The organism is Evansella sp. AB-P1 (assembly GCF_029688925.1).
In the GTDB taxonomy this organism is placed as follows: domain Bacteria; phylum Bacillota; class Bacilli; order Bacillales; family Salisediminibacteriaceae; genus Evansella.
In genome coordinates this window covers 1-21,821 of sequence record NZ_JARUKY010000036.1, presented here as the reverse complement: position 1 = coordinate 21,821, position 21,821 = coordinate 1, and the positions used below count along the sequence as shown (strand labels likewise).

Sequence of the window (21,821 nt, the reverse complement as noted above, 5' to 3'; positions counted from 1 at the left end):
AGGTTCTGTGTCCCGCAGAATGTGATACATTATAGATTAAAAACCATTAATTCACAGTGAAGGAGAATTAAAATGGCAAGGAAGTCTTCATTCATTAATTTTTGTTACTCAATCTACTTATTAGCTGGTTTTATGTTTTTACTTGATTTAGTACTTCGTAGATTACTAAATTTTAATATTCCCCTTTACCATGGATGGTCCATTTTCATAATTATTTCACTTATACTTTTTATTCTCGCTATTTTGCTTATGCTTTTTTATCGATTACTGAATAAAGTGATGAGGGAAAACAATAAATGAATGGAAGGAAAAAAGAACATGTAAGTTCAATAACCTGATATATAAATTTTTATAATGGGTGTTCTTGTTTTTATCCATTTGTACCATTGAATTAGGCTCCCTTATTTAATACGTGACACTGGAAGAAACAGCCCCATTTCTTTCACTATTTGACTGTAATTAACCAAAAACAAAAGATAAGGAAGGTGTATTAGACTCTAGTATATTACATTAGACCTTGCTGATAGTAAAACCGGGAAGGTCCCTGTCCCGCTTATTTAAATGTATTTATACACCTTTTGACAAATACATAAGAAGGTTCCGTATAATAATCAAAATAACTTTCTCACCTAATAAGTCACTAACTTATGAGCATTCTAGAGAATGATACAGCGAATCTGTGCAAATCAAATTGTCCGCCACCATTGACTTAACTTTTGTCCGTGTGGTGGGATGAATGCAGGATAGCCAAAATTATAGCTTAGTGGCTCCCTGCAACAAATGATAACACGGACAAATCGATTCTAAGCATTCACTGGTTGGGCCCTACCCCTTCCAGCAAATGCAAAGAATCGGGTGTTACAGTCAATGGCAAGCAGCTCCGCTGTGTCTCCCTGCTTTGCAAAGGTTGCCCTATTTTCCACAATAGGTGGCTCAAAATTACGCAAAAGTGTTTCAATCCAATTGCAATAATCAACTTATAATTCTGTAATTTGGTTCTCCTTCGAGTCATTCATTTATTATTTATGCTTCTTTTAATTATGAAGTCACTATATTCCAATTTCACCACTAATCGGGACAAGGTCCCTGTCCCCCATGTCCCCTTGTCAATTTAACGGAGATAATGAAAATCAAAACGAAAACAATGAACAGAATGAAAATAATAATGAAATTGATAATGAAGACAACGAACATTCGGCTATAAATGGTACTGAAGGAGATTGGGAAGTAGAAACCGTTGCTGAGAATCTACAAATTCCTTGGGATATCAACCACCATCACGATACATTCTATATTACCGAACGAGAAGGATACATCGTTGAAATAGCACTAGAAAACAATGATCCTGAACGAATACAAGTTGAAACCTCCGACCCTATTATGCATGTTGATGAAGGAGGATTACTAGGAATGGCATTAGCGCCAAATTTTGAAGATTCCGGCGAAGTTTTTCTATACTATACGTACCTAGAATCTGAGGAAACATGGAATAAAGTAGTCAAAGCCGTGAAAGAAGACTCCACCTGGGTAGAAACACAAGTCCTCCTAGATAACATCCCTGGAGAACGGATCCACAACGGAGGACGAATGGCCATCGGACCCGATAATCATTTATACATCACAACAGGAGACGCCAACCAACCCCACTTGTCCCAAGAAAACGAAGATTTAGCAGGAAATATATTACGAATGACATTAGAAGGAGCTGTGCCAGAAGATAACCCTTTTGAAGATTCCTATGTTTATTCATACGGTCATAGAAACCCCCAAGGAATCGCATGGAATGACGAAGGCCAATTATACAGCTCCGAACATGGTCCCGCTGCCCATGACGAAATCAATATAATTGAAGCAGGAAAAAATTACGGATGGCCACATTTCATCGGAGACGACAAGGGAGAAAACATCGAAGAACCACTCCTCCATTCAGCCGATGACACGTGGGCACCCTCAGGCATAACCTTTTGGAATGGCAATTTATTAGCGGTAGGACTCCGTGGCGAAAGCCTCTACAAGCTGAATGAAGAAGAAACAACACTAGAAACAGTCTTCACAGGCGCCGGCCGAATCCGAGATGTTCTCGCCGTCGATGACAACATTTACATCATTACCAATAATACTGACGGAAGAGGAGACCCCCGCCCCAACGACGACCGACTGTTGAGGCTAACACCAGCCAAGGGACATAGGGACAGGGACCTCGTCCCACTTGTTTACATTTGTTTACACAAGCTCTTTTTGATGGTAACATTATCCTATAGAAGTGTTATTTACAGGACGGACAAGGACAAAAAAATATAGGATTGGAGCTTACATGATGGACTATCGTAGACGGATGTTTAGAGGAGCAAAAATTGAGGATTGTATTGAAGATTTCATTCAAATGGAACAAACAACAAGAGAACAAATGAATGAAGACAGTGGAGGTTTTTCATTAATAGCGAAAGGAATGAACAATGCCTACAGATACGTAATTAACAGAATGGTAAGAGATTTTGAGTATAAAAAAGGGGAATTATCATTGAAAATGAAATTTGAAGAACTAGAAAAGCTTTTTAGACGCTTGTCCCACAATAATATGGAACAGAGCAAAAAAAACCTCTATGAAACTATTCAAGAAAGTTACTACAAAGAAGATATCCCAGAAGAGGCAATGGAAGACGTTAAAGAGTTGTCTCCTGATTTTCAAAAAGGCATGTTCGAAGGAATGAGCTTTGCATATGAACAAGTAGCCAATTATATTTCCATTTTAGTAAGTAACTCAAACCAATTAACAGATAAAAGTGCTACCGATTTAGTAGCTCTCATTACAAGCAACAGTATTGTTAAAAATGAAGAGATCGTTGAAGAATCCGAAACATATCAACAAGGATTTGTAGGTGGAATGAAAGCTAGTTTTAATTTATCAAAAATGGAAGTAGAAGAAAAATTCAACTTAAATAACTCCGTTCAAAGTAATGAATAGCCACAACCCAATGCTTGAAAGGAGGCATTTTAAATGGACTTTTTAAATTGGTACGATTGGATAACTCCAACGAATCCCCTAGCATCATTATTTTTCGGCCTACTATTCACAATTATATTAGGGATTATTGTTTGGGTAGATACGAAGCAATTAAGAACAGTCCTGGTCACCACACTATCAGGAATTGCAATTACGTTAATAGGCGTAGCAATATTAAGCGCCGTCGGTTTTTATGGGTAACTTAACAGACCCATATCCCTCAAGAAATTTGAAAAAGAATTACAAATGTATATCACATAGAAGGAATGATGTTTTAATACCTTTGACAACAGGAAGATATTCATCAATGGTCATAATATAAATTTCTGAGGTGAAATAAATGGAATATACTCTCATTATACTAACTTTTCTTATAGTCATTTACTTATCAGTTAAAGTATTGACATTAGAAGGTCGCATAAAGAACATAAATTACACCTTAAATCAATTAGCTAAACAATCTGGAACACTTGAAAACCAAATAAATGAAGAATTACGTCAACTAATTATAGAAGGAAAAGACGTAAAAGCAGTTAAAAAAGCAAGAGAAACTTTAGGCCTTTCATTGATAGAAGGAAAAAAATACATTGATGAATTAAAATCCTCCCATAGATAAAAGTAAACCAACCATTTCCCCTTTGACTTCTTTCCCTTTTGTAAAACATAACTAATATTTTCAACCACGAAAAGGTCGGGGAAACCTTTTAAATATAGATCACCTATCGTTCCCTCCCCCATTTCAAAGAATGACACCGTACCCTAAAGCAACATTACCCAATAGTAAAAAAGAACCTTCGAATCTATTAGATCTGCAAATATAATAAGCCATCCTGTTGCGAAACTGCCTTAGCAGTTTCGCAATAGGGTGGCTATTTTTTCGGCTATGCTGGGTCCTACTTTGAATATTGATTTCATCATACAATCAAGCCTCCCCTACATCACACTAAAGTCACCAAAAAATGGGACAAGGTCCCTGTCCCCCAAGTCCCGGGAACCTTTTTCTTACTTGAAACGTCTTTAAAAGAAAAGGAGATGATTAATATGAAAAAATGGTTATACTTTGTTCCTATTTTAGTAATATCATTATTAATTGTTGCTTTAACTCCAATTGAGGTACATGGAAATATGGTGGCAGCAGAGGAAATCACATTCGAAAAATACAATGAGAGGAATTATATGGATGGAATAGAAACGTTTTCTACTCAATATCTACAATCATGGGGCAGCACTCTAGTTAGATCTGGAAGTAATAGATTAGCATTATATGGGTATACAGAATCCTTAGTTAGAGCACAAGCAGTGGGAGTCAATTTTTATTTAGAATATTTAAACGGTAATCGATGGGAAAATGTTGAGCATATAACAGGTTTTGTAGCGTTTAATGATACATCAGTTAATGGGAATATTACTTTTTCAGTAACAAAAGGTTACACTTACCGAATTAGAGGAGTCCACTTTGTTAATAAAGACGGAAGAACGGAAAGAGTTACAGGCTTTACAAATTCTCTGTATATTAATTAAAAAGGATTGATGGACCTATTTTCTTTTAATATAGGTCCATCAATCCTTTTTTATATACTTTCTACTATTCTTATTAATTCTTTTTCATTTAAAAATCCTTGAATAGTAAATACTATTTCATCACTAGAGATCCAATATAATTTCTTTGAATCATCTTTCAATTTAATGATGGTAGCTGGCAGGCTATTAATCGTTAATTCAGTCAATTCCATATTTTCGTTATTAAAACCATGATAGAAAGCCACCCCAGATTCACCATTAACTTGCTCTATAGTCAATTCTTCATTACGACTACTAATATAATTTAAAACAATAGAATTACTTCGTTCATTTTCAATTAAATGAACAGTCACATTTTGTAAATGATATTCAGCTGGGAGATAGTCAGGAATGGCGATATCAAAATTAACAAGCTGTTTTGCTTCATCCAAACTTACAATTTTTTCACTAATATCAGCATTATGTTGTTCAACCTTAGGCGGAGTACTCGGAGTATCAGAAGATCCACCAACATTACCAAACAAATGTGTATGAACACCTTGAGTTTGCGTAATTAGTGAAGTAATCCAATTTGACGCAGAACCTTGTGGTAAAAAAACAGATAGAGAAATTACGGTTGCAGCAATGCAAGCTGCCATAACTGCTTTTAATTTATTATTATTTTTCTTTGGTCTGTTCATCTTATTTTGTATAGATTCCCAATTTTTTTCTTTAGATAAAGGAGGTGCTATTGGATTTTTATATTCTTCGTTAAGTAATTCCTTTATTTCATTGTCAAAATCATATTTACTCATAACCTCCACCCTCCAGCACACTTGACTTTCCTAACTTTTCTTTCAGTTTTTTCTTAGCACGATGTAATCTAGTTTTTACCGTACCTTCTCCAATACTAAGAGTTTCAGAAATTTCATGTATCTTAAATTCATGTATATATCTCAATAATACGACTACTCGATAATCATAAGGCAATCCATCTAAATGTTCCCTTAGTTCTTTTTTCAAAAAAATTGATTCTACTTCATATTCAACGGAATTATAACTATTACCAGGATTTGTCGCATTATATTCCTCAATCGAAATGTGATTTCTTAATTTATTTTTCCTAAGTGCATCAATAGTTGTACGAGTTGTAATACTTATTAACCAGGATTCTAATTTTTCTTTATCTTTTAAACTATCTATTTTATCAAATGCTTTAATAAATGAATCTTGCATAATATCTTGAGAAAGTTGAGGATCCTTTGTAATAAAGTATGCCGTGTTATAAACTTTTTTATAATACATTTCATATATTAATCCATGTACATTATCTTCTCTTTTTTTTCGCTTAAAAATATAAACCCTCTCCTCCCCATCACAGTATCTCTTAAATTATTATACCATTTAACAGTAATTTTTTTACAAAATATGATAAATATACGATAAAAGGTTTAACAGAGGCGGTTCCGTTTTGCTCCCCTATTTCAAATTATCAACGGGACAAGGTCCCTGTCCCTCATACCTATCGTCCCCTCCCCACTTTCAAAGAAAGACATCCCACCCTACAGCAACAATTCTAAAAAGTAAAAAAGAACCTTCGAATCTATTAGGTATACCACTATAGAAAGCCAGCCTTGTTGTGAAACTGCGTAAGCAGTTTCACAACGAAGCTGGCTTTTTCATTGCAAATGTATGTGTAAAATAGAAACCAATACTCCCCTTTACTCCATAAATATCATAAACTAAAACTGACTCTCGTGAACCATCCCTCCTACTGGTAGAAACATGTTTGAGGCTGGTTGGGACTGAGATCTCATATAACAAGCGAAGCTATGATACTTCTAGGAGAATTAGGGGTTACTGGCAAATTCAATTTGAGGAGGAGATTTAGAATGAATCCAGTCGTAGTTTGAGTGCATAATTCCCCAAAAAAATATCTTGCTTCTATTTTAACTATAAATCATCATACATCTCTCTGATTTCCAATACTATATTTTTCGGTATATCGTAATACCCCACATTATCAATGAACGCGTATCGATCAGAATCGAATAATCCAATAAGAATCTCGTCATTAATGCTAATATAAAAATTTGGAGCCAAATCATAGTCCCATTCGTCAATATATGTCCATTCATCTAATTGTAATAAGTCAATAACTCGATTCATTTCTTCTTCTCTCATTACTTCTATTACCGTCGGACCTTTGAAATCTTCAATTGTAATGTTTGTTATAGGTTGTTGCTCTGTTACTAGATTAGAAGCTTCATCTGCTTGGTTAGAACAGGCAGTAATAAACATACATACGGCTATTAATAATAATTTCTTCAATTAAACCCCTCTTTTTTGGACAAATATAACATATAATTTCTTCTAGAAACTCCCCGACACAAGAGCAGTGACTGCTTATTGTACTAACGGGAGCTACCCTTTTGTTTAATAAGGTTAGACTTCATTTTTAAATGTTTTATAATATTCTTGCCCTAAGATTATTAACCCTAAAATAGTTAATAGAACTCCTATAATAAATGGAAAACCTAAAAATAAAGACTGTACAACTTCATTTCCATATTGCTTCGTTCCAAAAATTGCATGCCATAATTTCGACTTACCAGACCATGTAGTTATATTAGTTGCGTAAATAGAACCCGCTAAAATAATTGTTAATGTAACTAATAAGCCACCAAGCATTATAAATCCACCAATTACAATTCTTTTCATTATTTGCCCCCTAATTTTTATTGTCGTCTTACTTTTTTTACCTCAACTAATTTCACTAAAGGAAAGGGTCTTTGTAATATGAATTGCCTACTGAGGTTCCATAATCATAACCTAATATACAAAACCTTCCAGTACTAATTATACACGATTTATAGTATTTAATTGCTATAATAAGCTAGTTGATTGCTTTTATCTGACTTACCAAATGGTAACCCCCCCCTGTAACATAGTTATAAATTCCTTATCATTTAGTGGTAAGAACTATGTATTGGTGGTAGCGTCGAATACAAGCAGCTCCGCTGTGGCTCTCGACCTCGCAAATGATGGCCCTATTCTCCGCATTCGATGGCTCAAAACTACGCATAAGTGGATCATTTTCAATGCAATATTCATTCCTAAACAAAATTTGTCTGAAATGAAGGAAAATATCATTAAAGTTAGCTAGTAATACTGGACATGGACAACAAACAAAGGAACTTTCGAATCTAGTAGACATATAAACATAGAAAGCCAGCCCAGTTGCGAAGCTGCGTGAGCAGTTTCGCAACTGGGCGGCTATTCTCTTTAACAATGATACAGAAAAAATAAACTCCATTTACCTACAACACCAACAAGTACATCAACAAACGACTCACGAGAACCGTCCCCACGAGTCTGTTATATCACCTTTGGTTCCATTTCCGTAATTTCATGAGGCGATCGCTTCTACACGTTTATCAGATTTTAAAAAGTATTTCTGAATTATTAATGAGGTTAGAAAGACAACCGCAATGTCTATCCCACTTCGTAAAAGCATTTGGTTCATTTCACCACTGAAAATTAACCCGATAAAGCTGTTAAATAGTATCCAGTTTATTCCTATTGTTATTACAACAAGTTTATAAGAAAGTAAAAATTTATTCTGACCGCTAGCAAAAATAGGATACAAAATCGTAAAACAACATCCAAGCATCACTCCAAATACAATTGTCCATAAATAAGTGGGAATAGGAAATGTATCAATGTTACTACCTATCATTCCTGTTTCATATCCAATTGCCCTAGCTATTAAAAAAGTAATTGTAATTAGAGCAACAACTTTCGTTTTTTCTATTAGATTTAATATCTGCCTAGAGTTAGCTGTGTTCTTGTTACTTAGTGTAAAGTAAGCGGTCACCACACATAATAATAATGCAGGTATTGCATCACTTATACCCATAAAAAATTGGTAACTCACGAATGCTAATCCCCATTCATTAAAAGGCGAAGCTTCCACAACTACTTCCTGCATCCCAAACAAATAAAGGGCTGCAAAAACTGTCCCGAAACGAAAGCCAATTTGCAAATTAGTCATACTGGATCGTTTTCCAAAATACCGCATAACAATAACACAATGTAAAAACAGTAAAACAAAGTAGGAAACGGCTACTATAGGAAATCCAAAAAGTTTTACAAATATACTATCAAAGTCGTCTACATTTACATCACCAGGCACAATAGCATGAACGATTATTGCCATTGCTGAAGCAACGATAATCGCTAGTGTGTTTATTATCAGTACTCTTTTGACACTAATGACCTTCTCTTTCATTTTAATCCCCCCTTAGCATAGTCATAAAGTTCTCGGATATTTACTTTTCGCAAAACTTTAGTCATACTGCTATTGCTTTATTACCAATACACCATCAAAAATTATATTAGCATGTTAAGGGTTAATCAGTTCCTTGTATGTTTGAACGTTCTGTTAATTGTTACCATCTTTGTCATATTAAAATAGCATTCCTGCTGAAAAACACGGATATTACTCTCTTTTTGAGGCGTTGGAACTCAACTATTTCTTGGATTCTCCCCCCTTGTAATTAATAGAAATACAGCCTCTTTTTTTTTACAAAAAAATAGCATAGCTATCTTCAAGGGAATATAATGAGAGTATTCCTTTTCCATCAGGGATGTACATGCAGAGGGAGGAAGGGAAGGAATATGGACCGTGAAGCCATAAGAGAGATGTCTGATCGTGAAATAAAAACATATTACTACGGGATGATTCAAGAATCGAGGAGCACCTTCTCTCAGTTTCAGCGAATAGAAAGCATTCTCGATAGCCCGCTTTTGATATCCGTTTACATGGTCCTTTGGGGTTTAGTTACACTAGCCGTGGTGTTTCTATTTCTTATTCCCGATCTCGGTTTGGATCTTTTAGGGATGTTCGGTATTCCCTTAGGCATCTTACTACTCATTACTAGAAGGCTAAGAAAAACGATGATCAGTAAACAAAGATTAGTAAATCACTATCATCGTCAACTAGATAACTTCCGATATAACCTGGAGAAGGAGAATAGAGATATCCCAGATTACCCTTTCCAGGATACGGAGTTACATTACCTCCCCTTCGATCAAAGCGGACACTTAACCGATGATCATATACGGGACTAAAAAAGGCAATTCATGGGCAATTCATGGGGACGGTTCCCGTGAGTCTACCATCATTTAGAGTAAAAAATTCCTGATCCCCGGCACGGTGAATTTGTACTGTGCTGAGGGTCAGGAACGTTTCTGCAAACGAGAAATTAGGCGTTGGTTTTCCACAGGAGAGCCAATTGTGGATTATCAAATTGTATTGAATAGTATCGTTGTACTACGCAGCAAGTGACATTGTAAGAATTGAAATTTCTTCTTTTAAACATCAGTTGGACTTTTTATTCTATGCGTTACTCCTTTAATAATCCCTATTTCAGCAATAATAAAAACAACTAATCCTACTATTAACATAAAACTTTTCCCACAAAAAACCACCCCTTATGGAAGAACCGACACCCTTTAATGAAAAAGTATTTTATATTTACCTCACTATGAATTTCAATACTTTTCTCCATTCAGGAGAGATCTGGAAATGTAATAAAGATAATAAGCCATCAAATACAAATGCTTTACCTAATACAGCAATATTCCCATAAGGTAATGCAGTCATTAAAATTATTCCGATAAATAATAAACCACCTCAGGATGTGGCGACCGCACCTGTGCGGATAACACGTAAGATTTGTTGTGGGTCCATTTGTTGAATACGTAGGTTGATGTTTTCTGGTGTATCAATAATACGGTAAAGAACATGCTGTTGATCGGATGCGATAACTGATACATGATCCGATGAAGGAAACGATTGATTCGAATTCGCTGAAACGGTTTTTGCTACTTTAACGAACGCTAATTCTTGTATCGTGTAAGGTTGAGAACTGATTTCCTCCACATTTAATACATCCACCATCTTGTTTAACTGCATTTCGATTTGCCGGACTTTTTGGTTTTCAAGTTCGGTAACGATCGTCATACGTGATTTACCCGGTATTTCACAACTTCCTACTGTAATGCTGTGAATGTTATATCCTCTGCGTCCGAACAATGCGGTGATACGTTCCATCACTCGGGGGTGATCCTGTACGAGAACTGAAAATAAAGATTTATTTTTCACAGCTATCACCTCCCAACATCACTTCTTTCACAGACTGCCCCTGAGGGATCATTGGATAAACCAACTCTTCTTTTGGAACAACGAATTCAATAAGGACCGGTCTATCCGTTTTTAAAGCTTCCCTCCAGCAGGTATCTGCTTCCTCTTTCGTTTTTGCACGTAATCCTTTGACACCGTGTGCCTCGGCAAGCTTGACAAAATCAGGCTTCCCCTGTAAATCGATGGAGCTGTATCGTTCTTTATAAAGCAGGTTTTGCCATTGATAAATCATGCCTAGCACTTGATTGTTGATCACGACAATTTTGACGGGCAAATTGTGAATGGCACAAACCGCCAATTCCTGAGCACACATCTGGATGCCACCATCTCCATTGATCGATACGACCATTTTTTCCGGACAGGCAATTTGTGCTCCCAAAGCGGAAGGTAAACCGAATCCCATTGTGCCCAGTCCGCCTGATGTTATAAAGGAACGGTTTTTTTTGAATGGACCGAATTGAGCGGCCCACATTTGATGTTGGCCTACGTCGGTTGTTACAATGGTGTTTTCATCCGTCGTATCACGAATCAATTCCATTACATATTGTGGTTTTAAGTCATGACCGTTTTGACGGTACTTCAACGGATACATTTCCTTTAGACTGTCTAAATATTGATGCCATGTCTTAATCGGTTTTCTATTTGGGGTACTTTCGTCACCGACATGGTTGTTAAAAACATTTAGTACGTCGGATACGTCACCACGGATCGGGTAATGAGTGTGGATGTTTTTACCGATTTCAGCAGCGTCGATATCAATATGGGCAATCTCTGCATTGGGAGCAAACTTTTTTATGTTTAGGGTTACTCGGTCATCAAAACGTGCTCCGATAGCAATCAGTAGATCGGCTTCGTGAATGGCTCGGTTAGCCGCAACTGTCCCGTGCATCCCTGGCATCCCTAGAAAAAGAGGATGGTTGTCAGGGACGCATCCCAACCCCATCAAGGTCGTTGTTACAGGGATGTTCAACTGTTCAATGAAATGTAGGAGAGCCCCGTGTGCATCGGACGATACAACACCTCCTCCAGCAATAATGACAGGACATTTTGATTTTATGATTGCTTGATATAATTTGTTCACCTGTGCTAGGTTTACTTCGGGATAGGGAACATATCCCTCCACATTGACCGTTTCCGGGTGTAAAAATTTTGTTTTGGCAGCTAATATATCTTTGGGAATATCGATGAGAACGGGGCCCTTTCGCCCGGTACCTGCGAGATGAAATGCTTCCCGTATGGTGGGAGCAAGATCATCGATATTATCCACAAAATAGCTGTTCTTGACAACCGGCATGGTCATACCTACAATATCCGCTTCTTGAAAGGCATCTGTTCCGATCATGTCGGTCGAGACATTTCCAGTGAAAATGACAAGCGGAACAGAATCGGCATAAGCGGTTGCGATACCCGTAATTAAATTCGTTGCACCGGGACCAGAGGTTGCCATGCAAACGCCGGTTTTTCCCGAAGCTCGGGCATATCCGTCTGCAGCGTGAATGGCTCCCTGTTCATGACGGGTAAGCAGGTGTTGAAATTCAGGGTGGTCGACCATTGCATCGTAAATGTAGAGGACGGCTCCCCCAGGATAACCGAAGACACATTCCACACCTTCCAAAAGCAAACACCGCAGAATAATCTCCGATCCTGAAACAATATCCGGATTCATTATATTTCTGACATGGTTGGCTTCCATCTATCAAAACTCCTTTTTATTTGCATATTGCAAGTAATAATAAGTAAAAAAAAGAGGACTAAATTAGTCTAACGGTTCGCATGGTCGATGGAGTTGTTCGAATTTATCATTCAACAAGCGTAATGCCTGCATCACCATCTCTTGCTCAAAAGATGTCATGGAATCAAACACTTGCTGATAAAAGGTCTGTATCTTATTGTCGATATGCAGGGCGACTTCTTTCCCATTGTCCGTAAGCGTTACGATGCTGACTCTGCGATCATTCCGATCAGGTTGTTTTTGGAGCATACCTCCATTGACTAGGGATTGTACCTGGCGGCTGCAGGTCGTGATATCGAGATCCAGTATATTGGAAATCTGCTGTATTGAAATTGCTTCTCTCTGCATGATTTCGTATAAGATATGGCTTTGGGAAATGGAAATATCGATCCCATTGGCTACAATGCATGTCTTGTCTAGCATCCCGATTTTTCTTCCCAATGCTTGAAAGAGTGGACGTACATCATTCACAGTAATCAACCTCCTTGTTAGCATATTATATAACAATTACTTGCATAACGCAAGTTTTAAGAATTAATTGCGATGTTTCGCAATAACCTGCCCTTAATAAGTTTGAAGGAACAAAAAAACTATCCTACCCAAAACAGACGAAGATGTATGACTGTATGACCACAAAAAAAACTCAACTTTTGCTCGATAATTTGAAACACTCCACTTAACATATATTGTAAATATACGTTAAATTCTCCAACTATTTTCATTTACTAATTATTTCCACTCGGTGTAGTATACGATCTAATATTGCTGTAGTAATCGCTTGATCTCCTAAATTTAACGGTATTCGGAACTCTAAGCGACTGGTGTTCCATTTATAACAGATTCATCTGGTTTTAAGAGTATTACGTCACCTTCTTCCTGAACACCTCCTAGTACCAATACTTCAGATTTAAAACCTGCAATACGCCTTGGAGGGAAGTTTACTACTGCAACAACTTGCTTCCCAACAAGTTGTTCTGGCTCATACCTTCGTGTAATTTGAGCCGATGAAAATTTAATACCGATCTTACCAAAATCAATTTCTAATTTTATTGCAGGGTTTCTTGCTTCTGGAAATGGCTTTGCTTTTATCACAGTACCAACACGAATATCCAATTTCAAAAAATCCTCAATTGTTGCCACTAATATTACCTCCTATCATCTTGCTTTTTAACTTTAAAATTAAAAGGTTCAATCCAGACCAATATACTAAAATCAAATGAGGATATATCAGTTGGGAATTTAAGAGTATCAAATTCAAAAAATCTTGACATAATTTTTGAAATTGTACAAATTATTAAGTTTCATCTTTTCCATCTTGTTTACTTATTAGGTTTTCTAACTTCAACTTTGCTCACGCAATTTAATTCCCTTTTTAGGAGAAATTTCTAATTTTATTAAAAAAATCTTATAAACACATTCTACACCTACCTTTGAACTATCATAGCGTAAATCTAATGTTTTATACTATTTTACATATAATACCATTAGCATGCAATCAGTTTTGGAGTTTTGCTCGTTAGTTCAAGTGTATCCTTTCACAAAATTACCAAAAAAAAGAATAAAATTATTGCACAGTATTAAGTCTACTCTGTAATACAAGAGTTAATCTAGCTCAGCCCCTTGCAAAACTAACTGCGGATGGACAGTCAAACAGGGACGGTTCCGATCTGCTGGGTAAACGGGAAGCACACCCTTTCAAACCTCATGCCGTCGGGAGCATTTTTTAACAAAAGGTTGATCCCCCCTTCCCTCTCCACTTTCAAAGAAAGACATCGTACCTTAATGCAACATTACTCAAAAGAGTAAAAGATCCTTTGAAACTATTAAACCTACAATATAGAAAGCCAGCCTCGTTTCGAAGCTGTGTGAGCAGTTTCGAAACGAGGCTGGCTCTTACTTTGACATTAGACTATAAGAAGAAGTCACTTTTACTATTTCACACCATTAACATCACACAATAATATAGTACAAAACGACTCACGCGAACCGTCCCTATGAGTTACCTGGCATCTATTGTAAATGTTGTCTCTAATGCTTTTGATATTTTTAATAATGTATCCACCTTAGGGCTTGTTAACCCTGCTTCAATTCTACCAATCGTTGATTTCGGTAGTCCCGATATATCTGCAAGCTGTTGCTGTGTCATTTGGAGACTTTTACGCCTTGTTTTGATCTGAGCAGCAATCTGCCCCTCTAGCTGCAGGTGTTGTACATGATCTTCTCCTCGTATCTTAGCATACCTTTTTACGAACTCTGTCATCATATATCTTCCTTTCTAATACAAGTTAGGATCATGTAAACAGTAAGTTTCATATGTAACCTCAGCTGGAATGATATCATTCCGCGAGATGGATCCATTATATTTCTTGTCAAAATAGTACAGTAAAATAACTTTATGATAGTTATGGATAGCATAAATAATACGATGATTACCTGTCATTCCACCGTGTATCCCCCACCTGTAAAAGTTATTGTATATTATATTTTGGTTCAGCTTTTTTATAGATGGAGGACGTTCATGACTTTCATTCGTATCATGATTAAATTCTGGATGAGGGTTCATTTGTATAATGGTCAATTGACGTACATAATTGTCAGCCACCTGACACCATCCAGCTGGAAATCCCTTGATCATTTCCTGCTCAGCTTTGTAGAGCAATCGTTCCTCAAACTTCCTAACATTCCCAACAAATATTATTTCAAATTCTTTACTGTTGTGCATTTCTTATATTCCTTTCTATTATTATTACACATCTGGTAGCATTTATGCTATCAACAACATCAACTTTTTAAATCGTAATTGGATCATCCTTTGATTGTATTTAGATAATGAGAGCCTTGCTCTTCTCCTGGGACAAACAGGGCCAGTTCCGATCTGCCCTAAACGACTCACGCGAACCGTCCGGAATCAGTGATAAAGTAGTCATTTTCAAAAAACACCTTTTTTAAGGGGTACTAAAATGTCTCCCTACATCACAAACGTGGCTTAGAAGCGATTCTAGAGCCTCGTTTTTCTTTTATTATTTTTCATTTTTAAAATGTTGGACTTTTTCACCAGTCGCGAACCGTCCCCATGAGTTACATAAACAGTACACCATGGTGAGCACCTGGCTATGGGTTGGTCCCTCCTCCAATGAGAGATACAGCGGAGGTAGAGTGATGTGGATGACGATAAGGGGGGAAAGTAATGGAGTTATAGGGAGCTCCAGCTAATTGGTAGAGACTGATCTTTTCAAGCTGTGCTTCCTTTGATAAGGTTGGGAGGATTGATGGAAATGTCTCAGCTAAATGACTTTTTCCACACCCTGGCGGACCATCCATTAATACAAAGTGATTACCTGCCGCCGCTACCTCAAGTGCACGCTTTGCAAATTCATGACCTAATATTTGATTAAAATCACGTTGGACTACCTTTACCTCTTCAAATTCTTCCTTTAGCTGGTTAAAAGGCAAGGGCTGCTTTCCAGATAAATAATCGATGACGTCTTGGACAGAGGATATATAAACGAGTTCCAAGTTTGGGAGGTCTACAGGGGGGATGGTGGGGTCGAATGGAAGAAAAAGTTTGGTAAGCTTTAGTTTCTTAGCAGCTAAAATGGCTGCGATCATCCCTTCCACCGGAAGAACGGTTCCATCTAAGGATAATGCACCAATGAACCCGATATCGTCAGGAATCTTTTCTTTCATGAAGTCTCCACTTTTTAATATTCCAAGTGCAATGGCAAGGTCAAATAAGGGCCCATTTTTCTTTACTTCAGAAGGAGAGAGATTAATGACGATTTTTAGATCTACTAAAGGAAAACCTAAACTGTACAACGCTGACGATACTCTCTCCTTTGATTCTTTGACAGATGCATCAGGAAGCCCTACTACAACAATGGATTCCATACCTTCAATCACCTGCACTTCCACTTGTACACGGTAGCCTTCCAAACCTTTTAAACCAATACTTGTTATTTTTGCAGACACGGCTTATTCCTCCAATATAATATAATTTGAATATGGTTTTTGACCAAAGGGATAGATGATGGAGTTTGAATCATTTAATAGGGGGATTAATAAAGTTTTGTAGATAAGAAGAGATATTGTAAGATTCGTTGCGTTTTTGGAGAATGTATTTTCTCATTTTGGTGAATGAAGAAGGGATTAGGGAAGATGATCTATATGGTTTCATTCTTGAATCTATCATATACTAAATTATAAAATAATTCACTAATTATTATACAGAACGGCAAATGGGAACCATCCCGGTTTGTCGGTCCCTGTTTGTCCTGATTGTTTAAACTGTAAACTTATTTCAGTATCAGAATTGATGTTTTGTTAGTTTGATAATGTTGATAAATTAATAATTATATTCCTCTAATTTTTTTCCATTTCCTAACTTTAGCTCTAAACGTTTTAAACGGTGCTACTGTATTTATATGAATCCATTTCCAAATTGGCCAACTGGAAGGGGTTGAAGTAGCCCATTGTCTACCACCTTGTTCAAATAATTCTTTATCATTATAGCTTTCTACTAATTGAATAATTTCATTAACATCATGGTTAAAAATCTCAATCAACGTTTCAAGCGAATACTCCGCATACTTATCATAAAAACTCTGATAAAGTTCACCAAGATTATTCCATTTATAATTCGGCGTTGGTGTTATTACATTTTTTCCATCTTTATTATCTTGTTCCCATGATAATATTAAATTTATCCATCCTAATTGGTAAGCAACCATTTGGGATGGAGTTTTATTAACTTCATTTACAAAAACATCTTTATCCACATTATTAATAGAACGGAATTCATCAATAAATAACTTTGCTCTCTTAGTAATTTCATCAATCAAGGCTTGTTTATTAGCATATACTTGCACTCGCAATCACCCTTTCCTAATAAAAATTCTAATTATAGTTTGGTCACACCATCTTAAGGTACTTAATATAGTAGCTTGTGCCTTTAAATCTTCTACAATTGGCCTGATTATTGTATCTAACCTCTTTATTAAAATACAATACCTCATAAAAATATTAAATTTTATCACGCAGTAAAACGTCTACTACGTACTACTACACATAACCCGGACTGATTGCAGAATACTGCCCTTATTGAAAGTCCATCTATTTTTTATACCATTTTTCGATTCTCTAAACTAAGGTTTTTCTCTTTTATTATCAAATGGATTTCAGTGGCAAACACTCTGTCATTCTTTAGTAAACTTTGTGTCATTTGGTAGTAAACTATGTCATTAGTGGTACATTTCGTTGGCTGTATCATTCAACTTCTCATACATGTTATCTGGCAGAAATGTAAAACATAAAACACGTACTAGGATCCGTTATAGAATAGATCCTGTCAAACAGGGACGGTTCCGATCTGCCGGGTAAACGGGAAGCACACCCTTTTAAACCTCATTACGTCGGGAGCATTTTTTATCAAAAGGTTGATACCCCCTTCCCTCCCTGCTTTCAAAGAAGGGCATCGTACCTTAATGCAACATTACTCAAAAGAGTAAAAGACCCTTTGAAACTATTAAACCTACAATATAGAAAGCCAGCCCTGTTGTGCTACTGCTACCGCAGCAACACAACAGGGCTGGCTATTTTCTTCGGCAATTACATTTAAATATAAAATCACTTACCTGTTCAACACCAAAGTTACCACAACACAATTCGGGACAAGGTCCCTGTCCCTCATGTCCCGCTGATTTGAAATTCCGTTGCAAGGGTTGCTTCTAATTCCGTTCCTTCACTTGTAATATTTTTGACAATACGATAATCCCCCTGTGGTAATTCAGGAAGGCTAATCGATTGTTCATAGATGTCTTTTGCTTTAAGGGTAATGCCTACATCATCAAAATCCAAGCCATCGAAGGTTATCCTATGCCATTCAGTATTTTCGTATTTTTCTATAAAATATTCGGTTCCAAAGAATAATTCTGTTGGTCCGAAGTTTTCAAGAAGCAAAGTTACCGTATTATTTGGTTGATACGTATCTTTATCCGTATAGAGTTTCGCATTCATCGATTGCAGTGGTACTCCCACTAGTGATAACAACGTATCTTCAACTTGATCATTCTCATCTATTACTTCTACACTAAGTAGATACAAAACACCTTCTTTATCTGGTAAATGAACTTCAAATGAATGACTAGAAGAGATTTCTTCCTCAATTAAGTCGATTTTCTCTAATGAATCATTTCTTTCCGTAAGTTGATAGCGGAGTTTTAAATCATCTGGATGTTGAGTTAATTGAATCGTAACCCTCTCACCTGGGAGTTTTTTACCGGCAGAAATAACAAACCCTGTATCGAACCATTTGTCTGTTTCTTTCCCATACTCTGTTTTTTCCGATAACCCTTCGTTGAAAGCACCAGTCATGTCAAAAGCTGATTCATGATGCGTAGATACATCTCCTATACTACTTTGCAATTCACCTAAAGCTGATTTTTCCATGTCCAAATCTGACATATTGGTCGTTCCACATGCTACCAAAAACATGAGACCAAATAGAAAAATGCCCAAAAATGGTTTCTTATTTCGCAAAAAATCACCCCTTTCCTCTTTAGACGACACATTGAACATTTTTGTTTCACTGTGAACGCGAAAACCTTCCGTCCTTTCTAAATCTTTCAATATTAAAAGCCAGTCCTGTTGTGATGCTGCGGTAGCAGTAACACAACAACACTGGCTATTTTCTTAGGCAATTAAATTTAAACTTGGTAATCGGGACAAGGTCCCTGTCCCTAGATCCCTCTCATTGTGTATAATGGTTAGTAATAAATCTTCTTCATGAAGGAGTGATATTCATGAGTGTCCGTAAAGAAGAGTTGCATAAACTTGTTGATCAAGTAAAAGAAAAAGATGCTAAGCTAGTGTATGACCTTATTAAGGTTGTTATTGATAAGGATAATGAAGACAATTTGGTTGCCAGTGCAGATAATTCTCCCCTATCAGAATCTGAAAAAAAAGTATTAAAGCAAGCTGAAATAGATATTGAAAATGATGACCTATTGGATTGGGAAGATATTCATGAATAAATACAAAGTTAAAATCAGAAAACCTGCCGCTAAATATTATCAGAAACTAAGTCCAAAATTAAAGGAAAAAGTGAAGGAAGTTATAAATCAACTAAGTGTTAATCCATACTCTATTCCCAATGTAAAACCATTAGAGGGATCCAGTCATGATGATTATCGCATTCGATTAGGATCCCTTCGTATTTTGTATCGTGTACATAATGACCAATTACTAATTATCATAATTGATATTGGTCCACGAGGAGATATATACAAATAAATCTCTTCTCCAATAAAATTGGCCAAAACCTAAGCCCATTCCCACATTCTCCACATGGAATTTTACCAATGCAGTAGCAAACGAGCTAGCTATTTTCTTCGGCAATTACATTTAAATATAAAATCACTTTCCTGATCAACACCAAAGTTACCACAACACAAAACGGGACAAGGTCCCTGTCCCTCTTGTCCCTCTCTCTTACTCTAAAAACATTTCCATTTCTTTTGTCGTTAAATCTTTCGGTTCTACCCCTTTTTCTTGACAATAATTGTATAACGCACGAACTTTAACTTTTGGAGTGTCGGGGGACTTGGGAACAGCAAACACACCGTTTGGAAAAGCGTCATCGAATTGTTGATTCTTTCTCATAACTCCATCACGCACCTTTTTAATATTGTACCCTTTTCGTGTCTTTGTAAAAACATCTACTACTTTGTCCACCACTTTACACCTCCTGAAAAATAGGTTTCACACAATTTATCTGCTCCACTTTTATCAATAATCATATTTTGAGGATAAGTTTCCTTTGCTCCCAAATCTTCATAAAACTGTATTTTCGTTGACTTTGATGTCAGTTGGATAAACCCTTCTAACCCATCTAATCGACTGTATTCACAGGCAAACGCAACCATACATTTCCCTACTCCACTATACAATCGATTGAGATTCTTTTTATTATCGATTACTTTTTTATTATGCGGATGAGACTCGATTTGTTCTACATCAACGCAAAGAAAGGCTGGATCGTGATTGGATTTTAAAGCGATCAAGCCTTGAATATCTTCAGGGTGTTTCTCCACAACCAATCCGTAAATCTCAAAGTTATGGGTGATCGGTTTAAGCCAATCAAAAAACCAACCTCCACTTCGTCGATAGTTTCTATTTTCGATTTCATTCCTTGTTACATTTTTAAAATAGTATGGAACATTTGTATTGGTGGATAAATCTATTATCATCGCACGTAGTCTCTTTTATTATTTTCTCTATTATATCATTGATAATGGGAGTATAGACATTTTTATACAAAAAATGTAAATATCAATATCATAAATTCTCCATTTTTCAATCGATCTTCTGAAATGATGCTTTAACATTATGAAGAAATTGGAAATAAAGCTACCACCTAATCACTGTGATTTGACTCATAATAGGACAAACTTGCTCGCCTCCGTTCACCTTCTATTGCATTAATAATCTTCCTTAACGTTCCTGAAAAATCTAGCCCCCCTTCTTTTGTTATGTCAAACATGGACTGTTCCCATCTGCCGGGTAAACGGGAAGCACACCCTTTCAACCCTCATGCCGTCGGGAGCATTTTTTAACAAAAGGTTGATACCTCCCTTCCCTCCCTGCTTTCAAAGAAAGAAACCGTACCTTAATGCAACATTACTCAAATGAGTAAAAGACCCTTTCAAACTATTAAACCTACAATATAGAAAGCCAGCCTCGTTTCGAATCTGTGTGAGCAGTTTCGAAACGAGGCTGGCTCTTACTTTGACATTAGACTATAATAGAAGTCACTTTTACTCTTTCACACGAACAACATCACGCCAAATAGTAATGCAAATCTTGAAATTCTCGCAGAGTCAGTGAATTTAGTGAGAATTCTCCTTGTTCTAATGCCGTTGCTCGGAGTGAGAAAGCCAACGCCTCGGCTGTTTCCAATTCTCTATGGGAATCAACCCCTAATAAGTTATGTCTTAATAAGTAATCCTCATTGTCTTTTTCGTTTTATTTTCCCATTTTGCAGAATGTCCTTTATTAAAGTAGGGGTAATTTCGACTTTTGCATTTACAAGCTCAAGTACTCGTTTCTGCATATCGGGAGAAAGACTGAGATTTTCCAAGTGAAGGTTGTGCAATACTCTATTAAATTCCTTCGATTCCATCTTTATTTCTTTCACTGAAAACAACCCCCTAACTTCATTAATCTTATCTTTTATTATACAATTTCTCCCCAGTGTTTGCTACTAAACAAAGGTACCAAACTCCATCAAACAAGGACGGTTGAACTGTCCCCGTGAGTTCCCCACGAATCACAACAACCAAAATATTACAATTCGGGACAAAGTCCCTGTCCCTAATGTCCCC

General features: G+C 36.6%; 26 protein-coding genes. 8 read left to right on the top strand and 18 right to left on the bottom strand.

The genetic code is table 11. The annotated features are described in order from the left end of the window. Positions 1 to 1,095 precede the first annotated feature (1,095 nt). From QA612_RS22270 to QA612_RS22250, 5 genes are all read left to right on the top strand, one after another. Positions 1,096 to 2,301 carry a PQQ-dependent sugar dehydrogenase gene (locus QA612_RS22270; RefSeq protein ID WP_278286032.1) on the top strand — a complete coding sequence of 402 codons (1,206 nt, stop codon included), beginning with the start codon at positions 1,096 to 1,098 and terminating at the stop codon, positions 2,299 to 2,301. A 16-nt stretch (positions 2,302 to 2,317) separates the two neighbouring features. After that, entirely contained in the window at positions 2,318 to 2,965 is a 648-nt protein-coding gene (locus tag QA612_RS22265; protein WP_278286031.1) for a hypothetical protein, read from the top strand. 33 nt (positions 2,966 to 2,998) lie between these two features. Beyond that, positions 2,999 to 3,205, top strand: coding sequence for a hypothetical protein (locus tag QA612_RS22260; RefSeq protein WP_278286030.1), 207 nt, complete (start codon positions 2,999 to 3,001; stop codon positions 3,203 to 3,205). A gap of 139 nt (positions 3,206 to 3,344) precedes the next feature. Further along, on the top strand, positions 3,345 to 3,620 hold the full coding sequence (locus tag QA612_RS22255; protein ID WP_278286029.1) for a hypothetical protein: 276 nt from the start codon (positions 3,345 to 3,347) through the stop codon (positions 3,618 to 3,620). A gap of 425 nt (positions 3,621 to 4,045) precedes the next feature. Then, complete coding sequence (locus QA612_RS22250) at positions 4,046 to 4,525, top strand: DUF6147 family protein (protein WP_278286028.1); 480 nt, start codon at positions 4,046 to 4,048, stop codon at positions 4,523 to 4,525. A 50-nt stretch (positions 4,526 to 4,575) separates the two neighbouring features. On the opposite strand, the gene QA612_RS22245 is transcribed toward QA612_RS22250, so the two are convergent. The 5 genes from QA612_RS22245 to QA612_RS22225 all read right to left on the bottom strand — a co-directional run bounded on the left by QA612_RS22245 (position 4,576) and on the right by QA612_RS22225 (position 8,795). After that, positions 4,576 to 5,319 (bottom strand): DUF4367 domain-containing protein, encoded by a 744-nt coding sequence (locus QA612_RS22245; protein ID WP_278286027.1) that lies wholly within the window; start codon positions 5,317 to 5,319, stop codon positions 4,576 to 4,578. Continuing rightward, entirely contained in the window at positions 5,312 to 5,809 is a 498-nt protein-coding gene (locus QA612_RS22240; protein WP_278286026.1) for an RNA polymerase sigma factor, read from the bottom strand. The genes QA612_RS22245 and QA612_RS22240 overlap by 8 nt, the downstream gene beginning before the upstream one ends. A 648-nt stretch (positions 5,810 to 6,457) precedes the next feature. Continuing rightward, positions 6,458 to 6,835, bottom strand: a complete 378-nt coding sequence (locus tag QA612_RS22235; protein ID WP_278286025.1) for a hypothetical protein — start codon at positions 6,833 to 6,835, stop codon at positions 6,458 to 6,460. Between the two features lie 114 nt (positions 6,836 to 6,949). Beyond that, entirely contained in the window at positions 6,950 to 7,225 is a 276-nt protein-coding gene (locus tag QA612_RS22230; protein WP_278286024.1) for a hypothetical protein, read from the bottom strand. Positions 7,226 to 7,913: 688 nt separating this feature from the next. Then, a complete protein-coding gene (locus QA612_RS22225) occupies positions 7,914 to 8,795 on the bottom strand; it encodes a hypothetical protein (RefSeq protein WP_278286023.1) in 882 nt (293 codons plus the stop codon). 389 nt (positions 8,796 to 9,184) lie between these two features. On the opposite strand from QA612_RS22225, the gene QA612_RS22220 reads away from it, so the two are divergent. Continuing rightward, positions 9,185 to 9,637 carry a hypothetical protein gene (locus QA612_RS22220; protein ID WP_278286022.1) on the top strand — a complete coding sequence of 151 codons (453 nt, stop codon included), beginning with the start codon at positions 9,185 to 9,187 and terminating at the stop codon, positions 9,635 to 9,637. A 565-nt stretch (positions 9,638 to 10,202) separates the two neighbouring features. On the opposite strand, the gene ilvN is transcribed toward QA612_RS22220, so the two are convergent. The 9 genes from ilvN to QA612_RS22175 all read right to left on the bottom strand — a co-directional run bounded on the left by ilvN (position 10,203) and on the right by QA612_RS22175 (position 18,978). After that, entirely contained in the window at positions 10,203 to 10,673 is a 471-nt protein-coding gene (gene ilvN / locus QA612_RS22215) for an acetolactate synthase small subunit (protein ID WP_278286021.1), read from the bottom strand. After that, positions 10,663 to 12,405, bottom strand: a complete 1,743-nt coding sequence (gene ilvB / locus QA612_RS22210) for a biosynthetic-type acetolactate synthase large subunit (RefSeq protein ID WP_278286020.1) — start codon at positions 12,403 to 12,405, stop codon at positions 10,663 to 10,665. The genes ilvN and ilvB overlap by 11 nt, the downstream gene beginning before the upstream one ends. Positions 12,406 to 12,468: 63 nt before the next feature. Then, the gene (locus QA612_RS22205) at positions 12,469 to 12,915 is read right to left on the bottom strand and encodes a MarR family winged helix-turn-helix transcriptional regulator (RefSeq protein WP_278286019.1); all 447 of its coding nucleotides are present in this window, start codon (positions 12,913 to 12,915) and stop codon (positions 12,469 to 12,471) included. Positions 12,916 to 13,254: 339 nt separating this feature from the next. Then, positions 13,255 to 13,584 (bottom strand): chaperone CsaA, encoded by a 330-nt coding sequence (csaA, locus tag QA612_RS22200; RefSeq protein ID WP_278286018.1) that lies wholly within the window; start codon positions 13,582 to 13,584, stop codon positions 13,255 to 13,257. Positions 13,585 to 14,443: 859 nt separating this feature from the next. Continuing rightward, positions 14,444 to 14,704: a helix-turn-helix domain-containing protein gene (locus QA612_RS22195; protein WP_278286017.1), complete on the bottom strand. Its 261-nt coding sequence runs from the start codon at positions 14,702 to 14,704 to the stop codon at positions 14,444 to 14,446. 15 nt (positions 14,705 to 14,719) lie between these two features. Next, positions 14,720 to 15,166, bottom strand: coding sequence for a hypothetical protein (locus QA612_RS22190; protein WP_278286016.1), 447 nt, complete (start codon positions 15,164 to 15,166; stop codon positions 14,720 to 14,722). A 389-nt stretch (positions 15,167 to 15,555) separates the two neighbouring features. Then, complete coding sequence (locus QA612_RS22185) at positions 15,556 to 16,413, bottom strand: magnesium chelatase domain-containing protein (protein ID WP_278286015.1); 858 nt, start codon at positions 16,411 to 16,413, stop codon at positions 15,556 to 15,558. 380 nt (positions 16,414 to 16,793) lie between these two features. Continuing rightward, the gene (locus QA612_RS22180; RefSeq protein ID WP_278286014.1) at positions 16,794 to 17,309 is read right to left on the bottom strand and encodes a ClbS/DfsB family four-helix bundle protein; all 516 of its coding nucleotides are present in this window, start codon (positions 17,307 to 17,309) and stop codon (positions 16,794 to 16,796) included. A gap of 817 nt (positions 17,310 to 18,126) precedes the next feature. Continuing rightward, positions 18,127 to 18,978, bottom strand: coding sequence for an immunoglobulin-like domain-containing protein (locus tag QA612_RS22175; protein WP_278286013.1), 852 nt, complete (start codon positions 18,976 to 18,978; stop codon positions 18,127 to 18,129). A 263-nt stretch (positions 18,979 to 19,241) separates the two neighbouring features. Between QA612_RS22175 and QA612_RS22170 the strand changes: the two genes are divergently transcribed. Together QA612_RS22170 and QA612_RS22165 are read left to right on the top strand one after the other, a co-directional pair. Then, complete coding sequence (locus QA612_RS22170; RefSeq protein ID WP_278286012.1) at positions 19,242 to 19,472, top strand: hypothetical protein; 231 nt, start codon at positions 19,242 to 19,244, stop codon at positions 19,470 to 19,472. Continuing rightward, positions 19,465 to 19,731: a type II toxin-antitoxin system RelE family toxin gene (locus QA612_RS22165; RefSeq protein WP_278286011.1), complete on the top strand. Its 267-nt coding sequence runs from the start codon at positions 19,465 to 19,467 to the stop codon at positions 19,729 to 19,731. The genes QA612_RS22170 and QA612_RS22165 overlap by 8 nt, the downstream gene beginning before the upstream one ends. A 198-nt stretch (positions 19,732 to 19,929) precedes the next feature. Here the strand turns inward: QA612_RS22165 and QA612_RS22160 are convergent, their stop codons facing one another. The 4 genes from QA612_RS22160 to QA612_RS22145 all read right to left on the bottom strand — a co-directional run bounded on the left by QA612_RS22160 (position 19,930) and on the right by QA612_RS22145 (position 21,634). Next, a complete protein-coding gene (locus tag QA612_RS22160) occupies positions 19,930 to 20,172 on the bottom strand; it encodes a hypothetical protein (protein ID WP_278286010.1) in 243 nt (80 codons plus the stop codon). Then, a complete protein-coding gene (locus QA612_RS22155; RefSeq protein ID WP_278286009.1) occupies positions 20,160 to 20,687 on the bottom strand; it encodes a hypothetical protein in 528 nt (175 codons plus the stop codon). Before QA612_RS22155 ends, QA612_RS22160 begins: the two co-directional genes overlap by 13 nt. A gap of 167 nt (positions 20,688 to 20,854) precedes the next feature. Beyond that, positions 20,855 to 20,980, bottom strand: a complete 126-nt coding sequence (locus QA612_RS22150; RefSeq protein WP_278286008.1) for a hypothetical protein — start codon at positions 20,978 to 20,980, stop codon at positions 20,855 to 20,857. Positions 20,981 to 21,445: 465 nt separating this feature from the next. Next, the gene (locus QA612_RS22145; protein WP_278286007.1) at positions 21,446 to 21,634 is read right to left on the bottom strand and encodes a Zn-dependent hydrolase; all 189 of its coding nucleotides are present in this window, start codon (positions 21,632 to 21,634) and stop codon (positions 21,446 to 21,448) included. Positions 21,635 to 21,821: the final 187 nt, after the last annotated feature.